The organism is Clostridiales bacterium (assembly GCA_015243575.1).
In the GTDB taxonomy this organism is placed as follows: domain Bacteria; phylum Bacillota; class Clostridia; order Peptostreptococcales; family Anaerovoracaceae; genus Anoxybacterium; species Anoxybacterium hadale.
This window is the reverse complement of record CP042469.1, coordinates 1,891,253-1,906,568: the sequence shown is the minus strand read 5'-3', so window position 1 is coordinate 1,906,568 and position 15,316 is coordinate 1,891,253. Positions and strand designations below refer to the sequence as shown.

At 42.8% G+C, this 15,316-nt stretch carries 14 protein-coding genes; all 14 read left to right on the top strand.

Annotation, left to right across the window (positions count from 1 at the left end):
- The first annotated feature begins 212 nt into the window (after window positions 1-212).
- The 14 genes from FRZ06_08290 to cls all read left to right on the top strand — a co-directional run bounded on the left by FRZ06_08290 (window position 213) and on the right by cls (window position 15,198).
- Complete coding sequence (locus FRZ06_08290) at window positions 213-581, top strand: YccF domain-containing protein (GenBank protein ID QOX63349.1); 369 nt, start codon at window positions 213-215, stop codon at window positions 579-581.
- Window positions 582-659: 78 nt separating this feature from the next.
- A complete protein-coding gene (locus FRZ06_08285) occupies window positions 660-1,388 on the top strand; it encodes an HAD-IB family hydrolase (protein ID QOX63348.1) in 729 nt (242 codons plus the stop codon).
- Window positions 1,389-1,422: 34 nt separating this feature from the next.
- Complete coding sequence (locus FRZ06_08280) at window positions 1,423-2,244, top strand: undecaprenyl-diphosphate phosphatase (protein QOX63347.1); 822 nt, start codon at window positions 1,423-1,425, stop codon at window positions 2,242-2,244.
- Between the two features lie 387 nt (window positions 2,245-2,631).
- Complete coding sequence (locus tag FRZ06_08275; GenBank protein QOX63346.1) at window positions 2,632-3,195, top strand: hypothetical protein; 564 nt, start codon at window positions 2,632-2,634, stop codon at window positions 3,193-3,195.
- 492 nt (window positions 3,196-3,687) lie between these two features.
- Window positions 3,688-4,224: an NADH-quinone oxidoreductase subunit NuoE gene (nuoE, locus tag FRZ06_08270; protein QOX63345.1), complete on the top strand. Its 537-nt coding sequence runs from the start codon at window positions 3,688-3,690 to the stop codon at window positions 4,222-4,224.
- Window position 4,225: 1 nt separating this feature from the next.
- Entirely contained in the window at window positions 4,226-5,977 is a 1,752-nt protein-coding gene (locus tag FRZ06_08265) for a 4Fe-4S dicluster domain-containing protein (protein ID QOX63344.1), read from the top strand.
- Window positions 5,978-6,016: 39 nt separating this feature from the next.
- Window positions 6,017-7,714, top strand: a complete 1,698-nt coding sequence (locus FRZ06_08260) for a ferredoxin (GenBank protein QOX65879.1) — start codon at window positions 6,017-6,019, stop codon at window positions 7,712-7,714.
- A gap of 338 nt (window positions 7,715-8,052) precedes the next feature.
- Window positions 8,053-9,453, top strand: a complete 1,401-nt coding sequence (locus tag FRZ06_08255; protein ID QOX63343.1) for an MFS transporter — start codon at window positions 8,053-8,055, stop codon at window positions 9,451-9,453.
- Window positions 9,454-9,573: 120 nt separating this feature from the next.
- Window positions 9,574-9,876 carry a hypothetical protein gene (locus tag FRZ06_08250; GenBank protein ID QOX63342.1) on the top strand — a complete coding sequence of 101 codons (303 nt, stop codon included), beginning with the start codon at window positions 9,574-9,576 and terminating at the stop codon, window positions 9,874-9,876.
- Window positions 9,877-10,173: 297 nt separating this feature from the next.
- The gene (locus FRZ06_08245) at window positions 10,174-11,094 is read left to right on the top strand and encodes a hypothetical protein (GenBank protein ID QOX63341.1); all 921 of its coding nucleotides are present in this window, start codon (window positions 10,174-10,176) and stop codon (window positions 11,092-11,094) included.
- The gene (locus FRZ06_08240; protein ID QOX63340.1) at window positions 11,072-12,625 is read left to right on the top strand and encodes a DUF4163 domain-containing protein; all 1,554 of its coding nucleotides are present in this window, start codon (window positions 11,072-11,074) and stop codon (window positions 12,623-12,625) included. Before FRZ06_08245 ends, FRZ06_08240 begins: the two co-directional genes overlap by 23 nt.
- A 159-nt stretch (window positions 12,626-12,784) precedes the next feature.
- Window positions 12,785-13,210, top strand: coding sequence for a SoxR reducing system RseC family protein (locus FRZ06_08235; protein QOX63339.1), 426 nt, complete (start codon window positions 12,785-12,787; stop codon window positions 13,208-13,210).
- 83 nt (window positions 13,211-13,293) lie between these two features.
- Complete coding sequence (trxA, locus tag FRZ06_08230) at window positions 13,294-13,623, top strand: thioredoxin (protein ID QOX63338.1); 330 nt, start codon at window positions 13,294-13,296, stop codon at window positions 13,621-13,623.
- 114 nt (window positions 13,624-13,737) lie between these two features.
- Window positions 13,738-15,198 carry a cardiolipin synthase gene (gene cls, locus FRZ06_08225; GenBank protein ID QOX63337.1) on the top strand — a complete coding sequence of 487 codons (1,461 nt, stop codon included), beginning with the start codon at window positions 13,738-13,740 and terminating at the stop codon, window positions 15,196-15,198.
- Window positions 15,199-15,316 lie beyond the last annotated feature (118 nt).

Sequence of the window (15,316 nt, the reverse complement as noted above, 5' to 3'; positions counted from 1 at the left end):
CTGTTCGGAAAAGAAAAGTATTAATCATAAAATTGACACAAAATCAAGCTGCACAGTGCTGGTGCAGCTTTTTCAATGTCAAAAAATCATTGTAATTATTGATAAAAGGTACCTTTGCGCATGGAAAAGTGTGTTTTCAGCATCGAAATTTCCTAGAAGATACGTTATAATAGGTTCAAGGCTGAAGGAAAGAATCTTTGGAGGAACTATTAATGAATATCATCGGTAATGTTATCTGGCTGGTTTTTGGAGGCATATTAGGGGCGATTGTGTGGCTAATCGCAGGATTACTCTTGTGTGTAACCTTGATTGGCATTCCTTTCGGACTGCAATGTTTCAAGATTGCAGGGTTTGTTCTATGGCCCTTTGGAAGGGATGTTGATATTGGATATTTCGGCGCGGGAGGTTTGATCTTCAACGTAATCTGGATCGTACTTTTAGGATGGGAATTGGCCATTGCACACCTTGTGGTCGGGGTGCTTTTCTGTATTACAATAGTTGGAATACCTTTTGGGGTTCAGCATATTAAACTTTCCAAACTTGGGCTGGTTCCCTTTGGTGCCAGAATCTATTGGAGCTGATTCTATTTTCAGATCTAGCGTTGTTTTTATCTGAAAAGGGGAAAAGTAAATGGAGCAATTGACGAAGGAGGGAAATCTATGGGTAATATAGCGGCTTTCTTTGATATTGACGGAACAATTTTAAGAGAAGGCCTCATTAGTGAAATGTTTAAGAAGATGATCCGGTACGAGTTGATTGACAACAGCAAGTGGTATCGGGATGTGGAACCCGCCTTTCGTCAATGGAATAAGCGACTGGGGGACTATGACCTTTATCTGCAGAAAATGGTGGATATCTATACTGAGACGGTAAAACTTACAAACCCGTACCATATTCAGCATATTGCAAAAAAAGTCATTGAACAAAAAGGTGAGCGGGTTTACACTTATTCACGGGACAGAATTAAATGGCATAAAGATCAGGGCCATACCGTTATCGCAATTTCCGGTTCACCAATAGAGCTGGTCTCTGAAATGTCAGCCTTATATGGGATGGATGACTATCGAGGTACCGTTTATGAGATTGGCGCTGACGGTGCGTACAGCGGCTCAATTCTGCCCATGTGGGATTCAAAAAGCAAGCACAAAGCGGTGCTCGAAATGACCGAGAAACACAGTCTGAATCTAGCAGCATGCTATGCTTATGGCGATACAGCAGGAGACTTTTCCATGCTAAAGCTGGTGGGAAACCCCTATGCAGTGAATCCCACCAGAGAACTGATCACTCAAATTCTGGCAGATGAGAAGCTGAGAAGGGAAATCTCGGTGATCGTTGAAAGGAAGGATGTCACATATCAATTGAACGTAGATTGTCTGGAGCTTATCTAGAATTTACAAACATATTTAACGGAGGTAAAAGAACTTGTTTCAGGAATTATTAAAGGCAGCATTACTTGGAATTGTGGAAGGGATCACGGAGTGGCTTCCTATCAGCAGCACAGGACATATGATTCTTGTAGAAGAATTTATTAGATTAAAAGCGTCACCGGAGTTCATGGAGATGTTTCGGGTTGTCATACAGCTAGGCGCTATCATGGCAGTAGTCCTGTTGTATTTTCATAAATTGAACCCCCTTTCACCGAGTAAATCCCTGCAGCAGAAAAAGGACACCATGTCCATCTGGTATAAAGTTATTATTGGTATGCTTCCGGCAGCATTGATCGGAATTCCGCTGGATGATTGGCTTGACGCACATCTTTATAATTATCAAACCGTAGCAGTCACACTGATTCTGTATGGTGTACTTTTTATTGTAATCGAAAACCGCAATAGGAGAAGAAGAGCCAGGATAGAGAACTTTAAGGAGCTAAGCTATAAAACTGCTCTTATGATCGGAGTCTTTCAAGTATTGTCATTGATACCGGGTACATCCCGTTCTGGTGCAACCATACTAGGAGGGATTCTGCTTGGAACATCCCGCTCTATTGCAGCAGAATATTCATTCTTTCTGTCTATTCCCGTCATGTTTGGTGCCAGTGCGTTGAAGCTTGTAAAGTTTGGATTTGACTTTACCGGTGAAGAATTGATGATTCTGCTTGTTGGAATGGTAGTAGCCTTTGTGGTTTCCATCCTTGCGATAAGATTCCTCATGGGTTATATTAAGCGGAATGACTTCAAGGTATTCGGCTGGTACCGGATTGTTTTGGGGATTCTTGTTCTGGGATATTTCCTGCTGTTTCATTAGGAAACGCTCATTCATTCCGTGTGCGCCTCTGATCGGCTAATTTTACGACCATCTGCGCACACTCTATCAAATCAGAGCTTCCTTAGGGAGAAGACTAAAATAAGTCTGTGAAAAGAGGCTGTTGTGCTAATGTGAAGAATTAGTGTACGGCTTCTTTTTATTTATAGCGTTTCGTTTACAAAATAATAAAGAAAGAGAAAGCAGATAATTGTTTACAAAATTCGATTCATTCGTCTTGATAAAATAAAATTCCTTCTTATTTAATATATGTTTGCAAATTTCGTCTATTTATGTTAATGTGTAATCTGTTTGTAGTTGACTTTTGGAGAACAATGCCCTGAATTTGCACGGCTTACTTCAAAAATTATCATTCATTTGGAGGAATTTATGAGTACTGGAAAAAATCTGTCAAACATCGCTAATCCATCACCCCTTGGTCTTCTCGGTTTTGGAATGACGACCATTCTGCTGAACTTACATAATGCAGATCTCATTCCGCTTTCCATTGTAATTGTGGCCATGGGATTTGCACTTGGCGGCTCGGCACAAATCATTGCGGGAATTATGGAGTTCTTTAAGAATAATACCTTTGGAGCAACCGCTTTTACCGCATACGGCTTTTTCTGGCTGTCGCTGATCGTAATTTGGCTCAACCCTGCGAAAGTTATGACAGCTGCAGATGATAAGAGCATGGGCTACTATCTTTTATTATGGGGAATCTTCTCAGCATTTATGTTTATTGGAACCCTGAAGCATAACCGTGCAACACAGTTTGTGTTCTTTACCCTGACGGTTCTCTTTTTCATGCTTGCTGTCGGTGATTTTGCAGGTAGCCATGCTATCAAGAGTGCGGCAGGTTGGGTTGGCATTATCTGCGGAGCATCTGCTGTTTACAATTGTGTGGCACAGGTGGTTAATAATGAGTTCGGAAAGAATATTCTCCCGCTTTAAATCTTTCGATGCTATTTTTTATTAAAAATAAGATAAGATAAGATTATGTTGCGGTGGTAAATCTATTTGCCTATAAGAACTTGCAAACAAATAGACAAATGAAGAACAAAGAAAAGGGTTACCGGCATGGGAGCAGCTGCTTCTATGCCGGTATTTTATTGCACCTTGAAATTCAGTGATTCAGAAGGCCTTGCTAGGATCTCGCGGGAGCACGTGTTAAAAACTGGAAGCGATTAATTTCGTCTAAATGATCACAGGAATAGATCGATTTGACATTATATTCACAAATGGAAGGATATGGAGTTAAACGACTCAAACTAAAAAATGTATTTGTTTGCTGTACATGTAACCGGTATTACAAAAAAATACTCAAAATTAAACGTTTTGTGATTATTTTCTTATTTACAATTTTGCTGCCAACAGATATAATTTACTCGTCAAATAATTAACGGTTATGATTCTGTGAACTCGAAAACGATAAGGAGGAATACTATGAATTTACAAGATACTGGAAGCCAATGTGCTTGCGGATGTCAGAGCGGGTTCGACTTTACTGAGCTGGATTTGTTTATCGAAAAGGTCAAGGACATGCAGGGAAACCTGATTGTGATCCTTCAACAGGCTCAGAATATTTACGGGTATTTGCCCAGGGAAGTCATCGCTTACATATCCAAAAGAACAGGCAATACACAGGCAAAGATATATGGTGTAGCGACTTTCTACACCCAATTCAGATTACAACCTATCGGCAAAAATCTCATCATGCTGTGTCAGGGGACAGCGTGCCACGTCAGCGGTTCACAGGAAATTGAAGCCGCGATTTGCGATGAATTGCATATTGCGGATGGAGATACGACAGAGGACGGACTATTTACACTTAACAATGTGGCATGTCTTGGATGCTGCAGTCTTGCACCTGTTATGATGATCCAGAATGCCTCGTGGGAGGAAACCTACGGAAACCTTACAAAAGAGAAGGTCTTGGATATTTTGAATCAGATCAGAGAGAAAGAAGCAAAGGAGGCGTAATATGAAAATAGTAGTTGGACAGGGTAGCTGCGGTATCGCCTCTGGAGCAAAAAAGGCGGAAGCAAAATTCAAAAAATATATCGAAGAAAACAACTTGAATGCGGAAGTAACCATCTCCGGCTGTATCGGAAGCTGCTATCTGGAACCCATTGTCGATGTAATTGATGAGAATGGTGCTTTAATCAGATATGTGCATCTGACTTCAGATAAGGTGGAGCGTGTTGTCCGGGAGCATCTGATTGGTGGTAAGCCTGTTGAAGAGTATTTGATACCCGAATCAGGACGGTACTTCTTAGAAAAGCAGACTAGAATCGCGCTCAAAAACTGCGGAATCATCAATCCGGAGAATATTGAGGATTATGTATCTGCGGGAGGATATCAGGCTCTTAAAAAAGCACTTTTTGAAATGGACGGAGATCAGATTTGCAGGGAAATTGAAAAGTCAGGACTGAGGGGCAGAGGCGGCGGCGGTTTCCCAACAGGTAAAAAATGGGTACAGGTAAAAAGTCAGAAAGAGCCGGTAAAGTATATTGTTTGTAACGGTGACGAGGGTGATCCGGGTGCATTTATGGATCGTAGCGTTATGGAAGGTGATCCCCATAAGATGCTGGAAGGCATGATTATTGCCGGAATTGCTACCGGAGCGCAGGTCGGATATATCTATGTCCGTGCAGAGTATCCCCTCGCAGTCCACAGATTACAGGTGGCGATCGCACAGGCAGAAAAAGCTGGTTACCTGGGAGAAGACATCCTTAACAGCGGTTTCAATTTCTCAATCAGAATTAACTTGGGGGCGGGAGCATTTGTCTGCGGAGAAGGAAGTGCACTTACGGCATCTATTGAGGGCAATAGAGGGATGCCTCGTGTCAAACCGCCGCGTACGGTTGAGCAGGGACTTTTTGGAAAGCCCACCGTCTTGAATAATGTAGAAACCTTTGCTCATGTATCCTATATTATTCTCAATGGAGCAGAGGGTTATCGAAAGATCGGGATCGAGAAAAGCCCTGGAACGAAGGCGTTTGCACTTACTGGAAATGTAAACAATACAGGATTAATTGAAGTTCCTATGGGAACACCTCTCCGAACAGTTATCTTCGATATCGGCGGAGGTGTTAGAAATGGAAAATCCTTTAAAGCGGTTCAGATCGGCGGACCTTCCGGCGGCTGCCTAACGGAGAAGCACCTGGATATGAGTCTTGATTTCGATTCGCTGACAAAAGCCGGCGCAATGATTGGATCAGGCGGGCTTGTGGTAATGGATGAGGACACCTGCATGGTTAGCATTGCGAAATTCTTCATGAATTTCACCGAGCATGAATCCTGTGGAAAATGTGTTCCCTGCAGAGAAGGTACTCATGTAATGAATGAAATCCTGGATGATATCGTAAACGGCAGGGGCAGCATCGACCAGATCGACTTGCTCCTGGATCTTGCAGATACCATTACAAATACGGCTCTCTGCGGACTGGGTAAAACGGCAGCATCGCCGGTAGTGAGCACCATCAGAGAGTTTAAAGATGAATACGAAGCTCATGTGATCGACAAGTATTGTCCCACAGGGAGCTGCCAAGGCCTAAAACGGATTGTTATTGATGCGGATAAGTGCAAAGGCTGTTCAAAATGTCAGACCGTCTGTCCGGTAAATGCCATTACAGGGGAGCGTAAAAAACCGTATCTAATAAATTTGGCTACTTGTATTAAGTGTAAAAGATGTATTGACTCCTGCCCATTTAAGGCAATCGTTGAGAATTAAGAGAGGAAGGTGAACAAAGTGACTACTGCAAATAAATTTATGGTGATTAACGGTGAACGGGTTCCCTTTTCCGGAGAAAAGAATATTCTCAGTGTGGTTCGAAAAGCGGGAATTGATTTGCCGACTCTGTGCTATTACTCTGAACTGTCGGTATACGGCTCCTGTAGAATGTGCATGGTTGAGGATCAGCGAGGAAATATTATAACAGCTTGTTCCACACCGCCGAAAAACGGTATGGAGATTAAAACCAATACTCCCAGATTGAAAAAGTATAGAAAGAACATTTTAAGGCTGTATCTTGCATCTCATAATAGAGAATGTACTACCTGTCCAAGAAATACCACTTGTAAGCTTCAGGATCTTGCAATTCGGTTCGGTATTGAAGAGATTAAGTTTGATAAAACGGATAAGGCATGGAAAGACGAATATAAAATTGACAATTCCAGTCCTTCCATTACGAGAGATCCCAATAAGTGCATTCAGTGCGGCGACTGTGTCCGTATGTGCAACGAAACCCAAAACGTGGGAGCCATCGATTTTGCTCTTCGCGGCTATGAATTAAAAGTATGTCCTGCCTTTGATATGCCGCTTGCTGAAACAGAATGCGTCAACTGCGGTCAGTGCGCAGCTGTGTGCCCAACAGGAGCGGTTACTATTAAAAACGACGTACCTTCTGTATGGAAGGCAATTTATGATGATAAGAAACGAGTTGTAGCGCAAATCGCTCCGGCAGTCCGGGTTGCTCTGGGAGAGGAATTTGGAATCAGCAAGGGAGAGAATGTTATGCCTCTGATCGTTGCTGCCATGAGAAAAATTGGTTTCGATGAGATTTATGACACCTCATTTTCAGCGGATCTAACCGTCATTGAAGAAACCAATGAGTTTTTGGGTAAGCTGGAGAGCGGCGCAAAACTTCCGTTGTTTACTTCCTGCTGTCCGGCATGGGTCAGTTATGTTGAGGAAAAGCACCCTGAACTAATGCCCCAGGTTTCAACTTGTAAGTCCCCTCAGCAGATGTTTGGTTCTGTCATCAAAGCGTATGCAAAAGATAAGTACCAGGATGACGAAAAAGAAACCATCGTTGTATCCGTTATGCCTTGCACAGCAAAGAAAGCGGAAGCAGGCCGTGCTGAATTTGTAACAGAAGGAAGCAAGGATGTTGATATCGTACTAACGACAAAAGGACTTGCAGATATGATTTACGAATCGGGAATAGTATTTAAAGAGCTTGAACCCGAAGCCCTTGATATGCCCTTTGGAATGTACAGCGGAGCTGGGTTGATCTTCGGCGTAACCGGGGGAGTAACCGAAGCTGTAATTAGAAAGGTCATCAAAGATAAGAGCCATGCCAGCATCAATAATGTCAAGTTCTGCGGAGCCAGAGGAATGGAAGGAATCAAGGAGTTTGACCTTCCTCTAGAGGACGGAGAAACCGTCTTAAAGATTGCGGTGGTCAGCGGGCTGGGCAATGCGGAACAGCTGATTCGAAAGATGGAAGCCGGAGAAGCTTTCTACCACTTCATTGAAGTGATGGCCTGCCCCGGTGGTTGTATCGGCGGTGCCGGTCAGCCTTTCGGACTGCGAAATACCAAAAGACTGAGAGCGGAATCTATCTATGCATCCGATAAGCAGACTCAGCTTCGCCATGCAGATGAAAACCCTGTAATTCCGGACCTTTATAACACGCTCCTGAAAGACAGAACCCATGAACTGCTGCATGTGCACTATCATAAATAAAAGATGTCACAATCAAAGCATGATCATAAATAAAAATGGAACGATAAGAAACTTGTCTTATCATAAAAGCAAAACGGCTTGCCCAAAGGGGCAGGCTGTTTTGTTTGCGGCTACGGCTGCTGATGTCGTTTTTTGTGCCTGTTCAGCGTCGATGGGAGTAAACCTCTGAATAGGAGCAAATTTCTCCTGCGACATTGAGAAATTGTCCTTTATTTACTTGATTTATTCGTTCAAAAGGTCATATACTATATAAGCGGAGTCTGTATTTCGTCACGATAAGAACGTTATACGAGTACGGCATGTTAGTCCGCCGATGACATCATAAAGGACGAAGTAAAATGAAAAAAGAAATCACAGCAAAGAACACGCAGCTAGCAACGATTTTAGTTGTCGTTATTACTGCATTCATCACGACCTTTACTGGCAGTGCATTGAATCTTTCCATACCGGCTATGGGAAGTGAGTTTCAAGCCAGTGCTACATTGATCGGCTACATTGTGACAGGATATATTCTGGCTGCAGCTGTACTGGCGGTTCCCTTCGGTCGATTGGCTGATCTAACGGGACGGAAGCGGATCCTCGTTGCAGGGATATTAATTTTTGCGCTCTGTTCTGCAGGCTCAGCTTTTGTTAATTCCATTCAAATGCTTTTGACGCTGCGAATCGTTCAGGGAATTGGAGCGGCAATGATCTTCAGTACCAATACAGCGGTTCTGATCAGCGCTTTTTCTTCGGAAAAAAGAGGAAAGGTTCTGGGGTATTCTATTGCATCCACCTATATTGGGCTTTCTGCTGGGCCTGTGGTCGGCGGTTTTTTGAATCATTATTTTGGATGGCGGTCGATCTTTATCCTGACCGCTATTGTCAGCTTGATCGTCTTCTTAATCGCAGCGAAAAAACTCCCGGCAACAAAACCACAATGTGAAGATCAGGAGTTTGACATACTAGGCAATATCCTCTATATTGGAATGATCACCCTAATTATGTTTGGACTGTCGGCAGTTTCGACGCTTTCTTATGCCAAATTTCTCATTGTGGTAGGAATTGTATTGTTTGTGCTCTTTGTATTGCATGAATTAAAAGTCAAATCACCCATAGTAGAGGTGAGGCTTTTTGCCAGTAATATTGGTTACACCTTTTCAAACCTTGCCGCACTTTTAAACTATGGAGCAACCTTTGCACTGGGATATCTATTGTCCATCTATCTGCAGGTTGTAATGGGCTTTGATTCTCAGATTTCGGGGCTGATACTCATCAGCCAGCCGTTAATGATGGCAATTTTATCACCATATGCAGGGAGGCTGTCGGATCGAATCTCTCCGTTCAAACTGGCTTCACTGGGGATGGGACTTTGTGCCCTTGGCTTGTTTTCCTTTATTTTCATTTCTGGACAATATCCTTTCCCCTTGATTATACTGAATCTGGTCGTTGTGGGAATTGGATTTGCATTCTTTTCATCGCCAAACACCAATGCGGTTATGGCTTGTGTCGAAAAGCAGGATTATGGTGTGGCTTCATCTATCCTGGCGACCATGAGATCCATAGGACACAGCCTGAGCATGGCGGTCGTAACCTTTATTGTTGCGAAACAGATGGGGGAAGTTACCCTTGCAGAAGCAGATCCGGGATTGCTGATTCAGACAATGCACATTTCATTCATCGTGTTTACCTGTGTCTGTACCGTTGGTATTTTCATTTCGTTAAAAAGGAAAAGTCCCGGTCAAGACAGAGATAAATAAATCTGTCACGCTGCCATACGGCATATATCGTTGATTCATGGTCATATCGGTTGACAAGGTGGTGCTATGCTTTATCGATCGATGCCAATCACCGCTTAAGAAGGAAAGAGGGAAGAATTTATGAGAAAAGTAGTTTTTATGTTTGTAAGTGCAAGTATCACTGAAGCGAGAAGGATGGAAATGGATCTCGGACAGGGATTGATGATCATGGTCGGTGTTTCAGGTTATGACATGGCCTGTGAAGAAGCAAAAAAACTTGCTGATGAGGACGGTGTCATTTTGATCGAGCTATGCGGTGGTTTTGGAACCATCGGACATGCCAGGGTAACGGAAGCGGTGGAGGGAAAAGTCCAGGTAGGTGTTGTCCGTTTTGACAATCATCCGGGTTACGAGAATCAGTCCGGCGATTCCAAATGGCTGTAAGTACAACCTAAAACAATTTCTGTGGAGACATCTTTTCCCAGAGATTGGGTTGAAGTGTTATCTATGAATATGAACAAATGTTTCAAGCTCCGGTTTTCCGGAGCTTGCTTTGATTTTTCCCAAGTCTGCCCGTTTTGTAGATCATAGAGATGTTCGTTGTCACTGGCGCCTAGTTTCCTTTGACTTCAAATATCTATAAATGGTAGAATGTAGCAGTAAAGTATACAGCTTGGAAAAAACCCTGAAGAGAATAAGGGGAAAAGATGGCTGTTCGTGGAATCAAAGGGGGAATTGAGGATGAATGTTAGAAAATTGATCATAAGTCTGCTGTTGACAGCGTTGACAGCGACTATGATAAGCAGCTGTGGCCAAGGGGGAATCGGAGATGCTTTTGGATTTCTGGAAAAGGGTCGGCTTCATCTCGCGGCCAAGGATTATCCCAGAGTAGATGGCTCTACCGCCACCATACCGCTTTCCGAAGCTTTTGCTGCGGCAGTTATGGGTGTGGACCTGGAAGAGGCGAGACAATATATTGAACATAATAAAACCCATGAAGCATATGTCAATCTCATTGATGGAAAGGCTGATATTATCTTTGTCACATCCCCATCGGAAGAGGAACTTTCCTACGCGCGGGAGAAAAATGTTGAGCTTGATGTTGTGCCTGTAGTTAGCGAAGGCTTCGTATTTTTGACAAATTCGGAGAATCCGGTCAAAGGGCTTACTCTCCAGCAAATTAAAGATATTTATACGGGGAGAATAACTAGCTGGAGCGAGGTCGGCGGCGGCAGCAAAGAGATTATCGCTTATCAGAGGCCGGAAAACTCAGGCAGTCAGACTGGCATGCTGGATCTTGTCATGGATGGAGAGAAACTCATGAGTCCGCCCATGGAACAAGTTGTAGCAGAGATGGGAATGCTCGTCGATCAGGTAGCGGTTTACAACAATGAAGAAGAAGCTATCGGATATTCCTATTATTATTATGTGACCGATATGTGGCAGAATAAGAACGTAAAGCTGCTTGAAGTAGATGGAGTATATCCCGATAAGACGACCATAAGTGACGGGCGCTATCCTGTGCGCACTGCATATTACGCAGTACTCCGGGCTGATGAGCCGAAAGGAAGTAATGCCAGAAAGCTGCTCAAATGGATCCTTGGTGAGGAGGGGCAGAGAACTGCTGAGGAGGCCGGATATGTTCGATTGGGTAAAAATTAGGAGAGCTGCAGGAGTTATTTTGTTGAGCATATGCCTCGCCTCTGCCTTTTGGGGCTGCGGGGGGAGGCCGGAAACCACGCGGCAAGAGGGAGAAAAAAGCTGGGAACGGACGGTTCCTTCCACAGGAATCAATGCTCCGCTAATGATCAATTATATCGTGAACAATCCTCTGACCATCGATGAAGTAAAGGAAGGGGACGGCAAGGAATTTGACTATACGTACCTGAGGATAAGCGGTTTAAAAGATCTTGAAGTGCAAAAGAAGATCAATGACAAAATTAAATCGGTTTATGATCAGCTTCGAATTCAGGATCTGCCTCCGTACCGGGGAGTCAAGATTCGCGTGCCGGATGGATATACCGTAGCCTCAGAACAAATTTATGCAAGCACTTTGGGAAATTTCAACAACATTTTATCGGTTATGCTTGAAAAAAGTGCTGTCTGGCAGCCAGAGGGAAACCAAGGGAATTCCAATGACAAAGCATTTTATGAGACTGCACGGTATGTTTCAGAAATGGAAACTCTGAATTTTGATCTTAACACCGGTGAAGAGTTTAAACTGGCTGATCTGTTCTGTGACAACGTTGATCCATCTGAAAGGATCAATCATTATATGAGCGGCTACCTTTCGGAATCAGGCGCAGATTCGGAGGGCTATTCTCCAAGGATGCTCAGCGGAAACATAAAGATGGTTGAAGCGTTCAAAGGCCTTTCAGGAGATCAGAAATTCGGCGTCTATCCCTTTGGATTAACTCTTGTGTTTGACTATCGAACTCCGCAGTTTGATACACAATGTGCTGCTGCTACAACTGTCATTAACTATAGCGATCTGGGAAATGTGCTCTCTTTTGCCAAGCGTTTCTATGAAGAAGGTTCAGAGAAAGAGCTTTACGTTTCTTCAGAACCGACTGTTAAATCGCTGATTGGCAAGGGCAGAGTGAACGAAGTCTCTGGTAATGAATCATTCAAGGTGGGAAATGTCAGTGTATCTCGTTCCTGGAGATACTCTGCATCATTGCCGGAAGGGATGCAGAAAAAACTAAGAGATATGCGCGAAACCGATCCGCGGGAACTGGAGAAAATTAATGCATCTTACAAAGCTCTAGCGAAGTTAAATGGCAATGACGACAAAGAAGGCTCCTGCGAAATCTATGTAGGCAGTTATCAATATGGGAATTATATCAACGTCACGAGCAGCATGAATTTCTATGTGATGGAACAGTTTGCCCAGGAGATGGATTACTCCTGCTATGATGCTGACACTTTGGAACCGTTGAAATTGAAAGATGTATTTCGGGAAGGATTTGATTATAAACCACTGGTGCTTCAGGTGATCAAGGAAGCATATGAAGAAGGAATCAATGAAGATATCGCTCAAGAGATCTATGATAAGATCGAAGGTTTCAATTTATCCTCTGATGAAATTTATATCCCCATCACAAAGATCAATGAGTATGGAAATTCCTATGACACAAACCTGTATATCCCTTTTTCACAAATTGGTTGTGATAATCTTGAGATTTTCCATTAATGGAGAACATACAGAGGCGCAGGCAGGATATGTTCAATAGATGAAAAACATTGTTTATCCGCCCTCGCCAGTGGTATAATTAATAAAATAAGGATCAAGATAAGTTATAACTGCCGTAAGTTTTTTTGCGGCTCTGGTAAAAGTAACGAGGAAAATCTTATGAAAAAAATGGCGGATGTTCTGGATGTTATTGACCAGAGCACGGCAAAGGTGATGCTTTATAAGCATAAAAAGTGTTCCGGATGCGGTTCCTGCAATAAGCATATGCATCCAGGTTCCATCGTAGATGCGTTCAATCCTGTGGGAGCCCAAAAGGGAGACATGGTGGATGTGAACGTAATCAAGAAGTTTTCAATCAAAGAGTTTCTTGTGGGTTACGTGTTGCCTGTAGCATCATTTTTTGCAGGTTTGCTCCTTGGAGGAATGCTATTTCCGGGTATGAACGGAGGCGGTTTCACTGTTATTCTTGCGTTTTTTCTCCTTGCTGTATCCATTGCCGTTAATGTAAGGTACAGGCGGAGCTTTAAACCGGAATATTCGGTGACGATCATAAAACGAATTGCTCCCGCTGAACCCAGGCTGTAAGAGGATTCTCCCTGCTAGGCCGAGATTATAATTGCATCAATTTGTTCATCCTGCCAGTAATGGTATTAATATGGAGGTATTTTATGAAGGACATTGTATATCTAACGGACGAGACCTATGAAAGTGAAGTGATGGGAGCTGAGGTTCCTGTTCTTGTTGATTTTTATGCAGACTGGTGTGGTCCCTGCAAAATGATTGGACCTGTTATTGAAGAATTGGCCGCAAAATATGAAGGCAAGGCAAAAATCTGCAAAATCAATATAGACGAGCAGCGCAAGCTGGCAATTGCAAATAAAGTAATGAGCATCCCTACTCTATTCTTCATTAAAGATGGTGAGGTAAAGGAGCGTATTTCCGGAGCATTGCCACAAAACGTTCTCGAAGAAAAGCTGGACGCTCTGATTACTATTTAGTCGCTCCGACTAGTAAGATCGTCTGAATCTTTTCGAACAGAATTCGGTAATATTTCTATAAACTTAATGAATCCAATCAGGTTTTAGCAAACCATACGGAAGAGTTGAGGCTTTATGTTCTCCATTGCATTTTTAGATATGTCTGCATTAATAACGGGGCTTTTCCTGATCAATTTTATTATCGCACTGACGATTATATTTTTGGAAAGGAAAAACCCCTCTGCTACTCTGGCCTGGATCATGATTCTGTTTCTCGTTCCTGCGGCAGGGATTATTTTTTATTTTTTGTTTTCACAAAATATCGCACGGCAGAGAATCTTCAGGATGACAAAATATGAGGAAGCAATCATTAATGCGTCTTTAAATGAGCAAATCACAGCCATCAAGCGTAGTGAATTTGTGTTTTCAAATCCCGAATCCAAGAAATGGCAGGATATGATCAGGCTCCATCAAAGTTACAGCGAGTCATTTTTTACACAGGACAACAAGATCACGGTGCTGACTGATGGGAATCACAAGTTTGCAAGCCTGCTGAAGGATATTCGAAATGCAAAGCAATCCATCAACATCATGTATTTTATCGTGAAGAATGATAGCATGGGCCGTCTCCTCATCGATGCACTTACTGCTAAGGCAAGAGAAGGAGTCGAAGTGAGATTTTTGATTGATGCAATGGGAAGTCGTCAAATTTCGAAAAAACACCTGGAACCTTTCAAGGAGGCGGGTGGGCAGTATGCTTACTTCTTCCCACCCATGTTCAAATATCTGAACCTTAAGCTGAATTACAGAAACCACAGGAAATTAGTCGTAATTGATGGTGCAGTGGGTTATTTGGGCGGCTTTAATGTAGGAAATGAATATGTAGGAAAAAAGAAGAAGTTTGGTTTCTGGAGAGACACTCATTTGCGTCTCATGGGCTCTTGTGTGCAGGATATGAATGCAAGATTCATTCTTGACTGGAGATTTGCATCCAAGGAGAAACTGGTGCTCTCACAAGCTTATTATGATGAGCCCTTTCAAGCGGGAACTACAGGAATTCAGATTGTTTCGTGCGGTCCTGATTCGTCGAAGGAAGAAATTAAGCAGGGATATCTGAAGATGATATCTTCGGCGAAGAAAAACATATACATCCAAACTCCATATTTTGTGCCAGATGCCAGCATTCTTGAAAGCCTGAAAATGGCTGTACTGTCCGGTGTGGATGTAAGAATCATGATCCCGTGCATGCCGGATCACATGTTTGTTTACTGGGCCACCTATTCATATGTGGGGATCCTTCTGAATCTGGGTGCGAAAATTTATATTTATGACAATGGCTTTCTACATGCGAAAACCGTTTGTGTAGACGGAGAGATTGCTTCCATTGGTTCAGCAAATTTTGATATTAGAAGCTTCAAACTAAATTTTGAAGCCAATGCATTTATCTATGATGCAGCAGAGGTTTACAAGCTGGAAGCAATCTTTGAAACGGATATGATGCACTCTCATGAATTAACCAAGCATCTCTACCGAAGCAGGCCGGTGATGATTAAGTTTAAAGAGTCTGTTTCCAGATTGCTTTCCGATCTCTTATAATTCAAGGCTTAGATAACAGCATGGGCTGTAAAAGACAAAATATTCAGAAAAGTATTGACAAGTCAACAGAGAATCCCTATAATGAATTCAATATTATTGACAAAGATGTCAGCCGTAA

What these genes read in the sequence shown, in the direction of transcription:
- FRZ06_08290 (QOX63349.1), top strand. Translation starts at nt 213, where the DNA reads ATGAATATCATCGGTAATGTTATCTGGCTGGTTTTTGGAGGCATATTA.
- FRZ06_08285 (QOX63348.1), top strand. Translation starts at nt 660, where the DNA reads ATGGGTAATATAGCGGCTTTCTTTGATATTGACGGAACAATTTTAAGA.
- FRZ06_08275 (QOX63346.1), top strand. Translation starts at nt 2,632, where the DNA reads ATGAGTACTGGAAAAAATCTGTCAAACATCGCTAATCCATCACCCCTT.
- nuoE (QOX63345.1), top strand. Translation starts at nt 3,688, where the DNA reads ATGAATTTACAAGATACTGGAAGCCAATGTGCTTGCGGATGTCAGAGC.
- FRZ06_08265 (QOX63344.1), top strand. Translation starts at nt 4,226, where the DNA reads ATGAAAATAGTAGTTGGACAGGGTAGCTGCGGTATCGCCTCTGGAGCA.
- FRZ06_08260 (QOX65879.1), top strand. Translation starts at nt 6,017, where the DNA reads ATGGTGATTAACGGTGAACGGGTTCCCTTTTCCGGAGAAAAGAATATT.
- FRZ06_08255 (QOX63343.1), top strand. Translation starts at nt 8,053, where the DNA reads ATGAAAAAAGAAATCACAGCAAAGAACACGCAGCTAGCAACGATTTTA.
- FRZ06_08250 (QOX63342.1), top strand. Translation starts at nt 9,574, where the DNA reads ATGAGAAAAGTAGTTTTTATGTTTGTAAGTGCAAGTATCACTGAAGCG.
- FRZ06_08245 (QOX63341.1), top strand. Translation starts at nt 10,174, where the DNA reads ATGAATGTTAGAAAATTGATCATAAGTCTGCTGTTGACAGCGTTGACA.
- FRZ06_08240 (QOX63340.1), top strand. Translation starts at nt 11,072, where the DNA reads ATGTTCGATTGGGTAAAAATTAGGAGAGCTGCAGGAGTTATTTTGTTG.
- FRZ06_08235 (QOX63339.1), top strand. Translation starts at nt 12,785, where the DNA reads ATGAAAAAAATGGCGGATGTTCTGGATGTTATTGACCAGAGCACGGCA.
- trxA (QOX63338.1), top strand. Translation starts at nt 13,294, where the DNA reads ATGAAGGACATTGTATATCTAACGGACGAGACCTATGAAAGTGAAGTG.
- cls (QOX63337.1), top strand. Translation starts at nt 13,738, where the DNA reads ATGTTCTCCATTGCATTTTTAGATATGTCTGCATTAATAACGGGGCTT.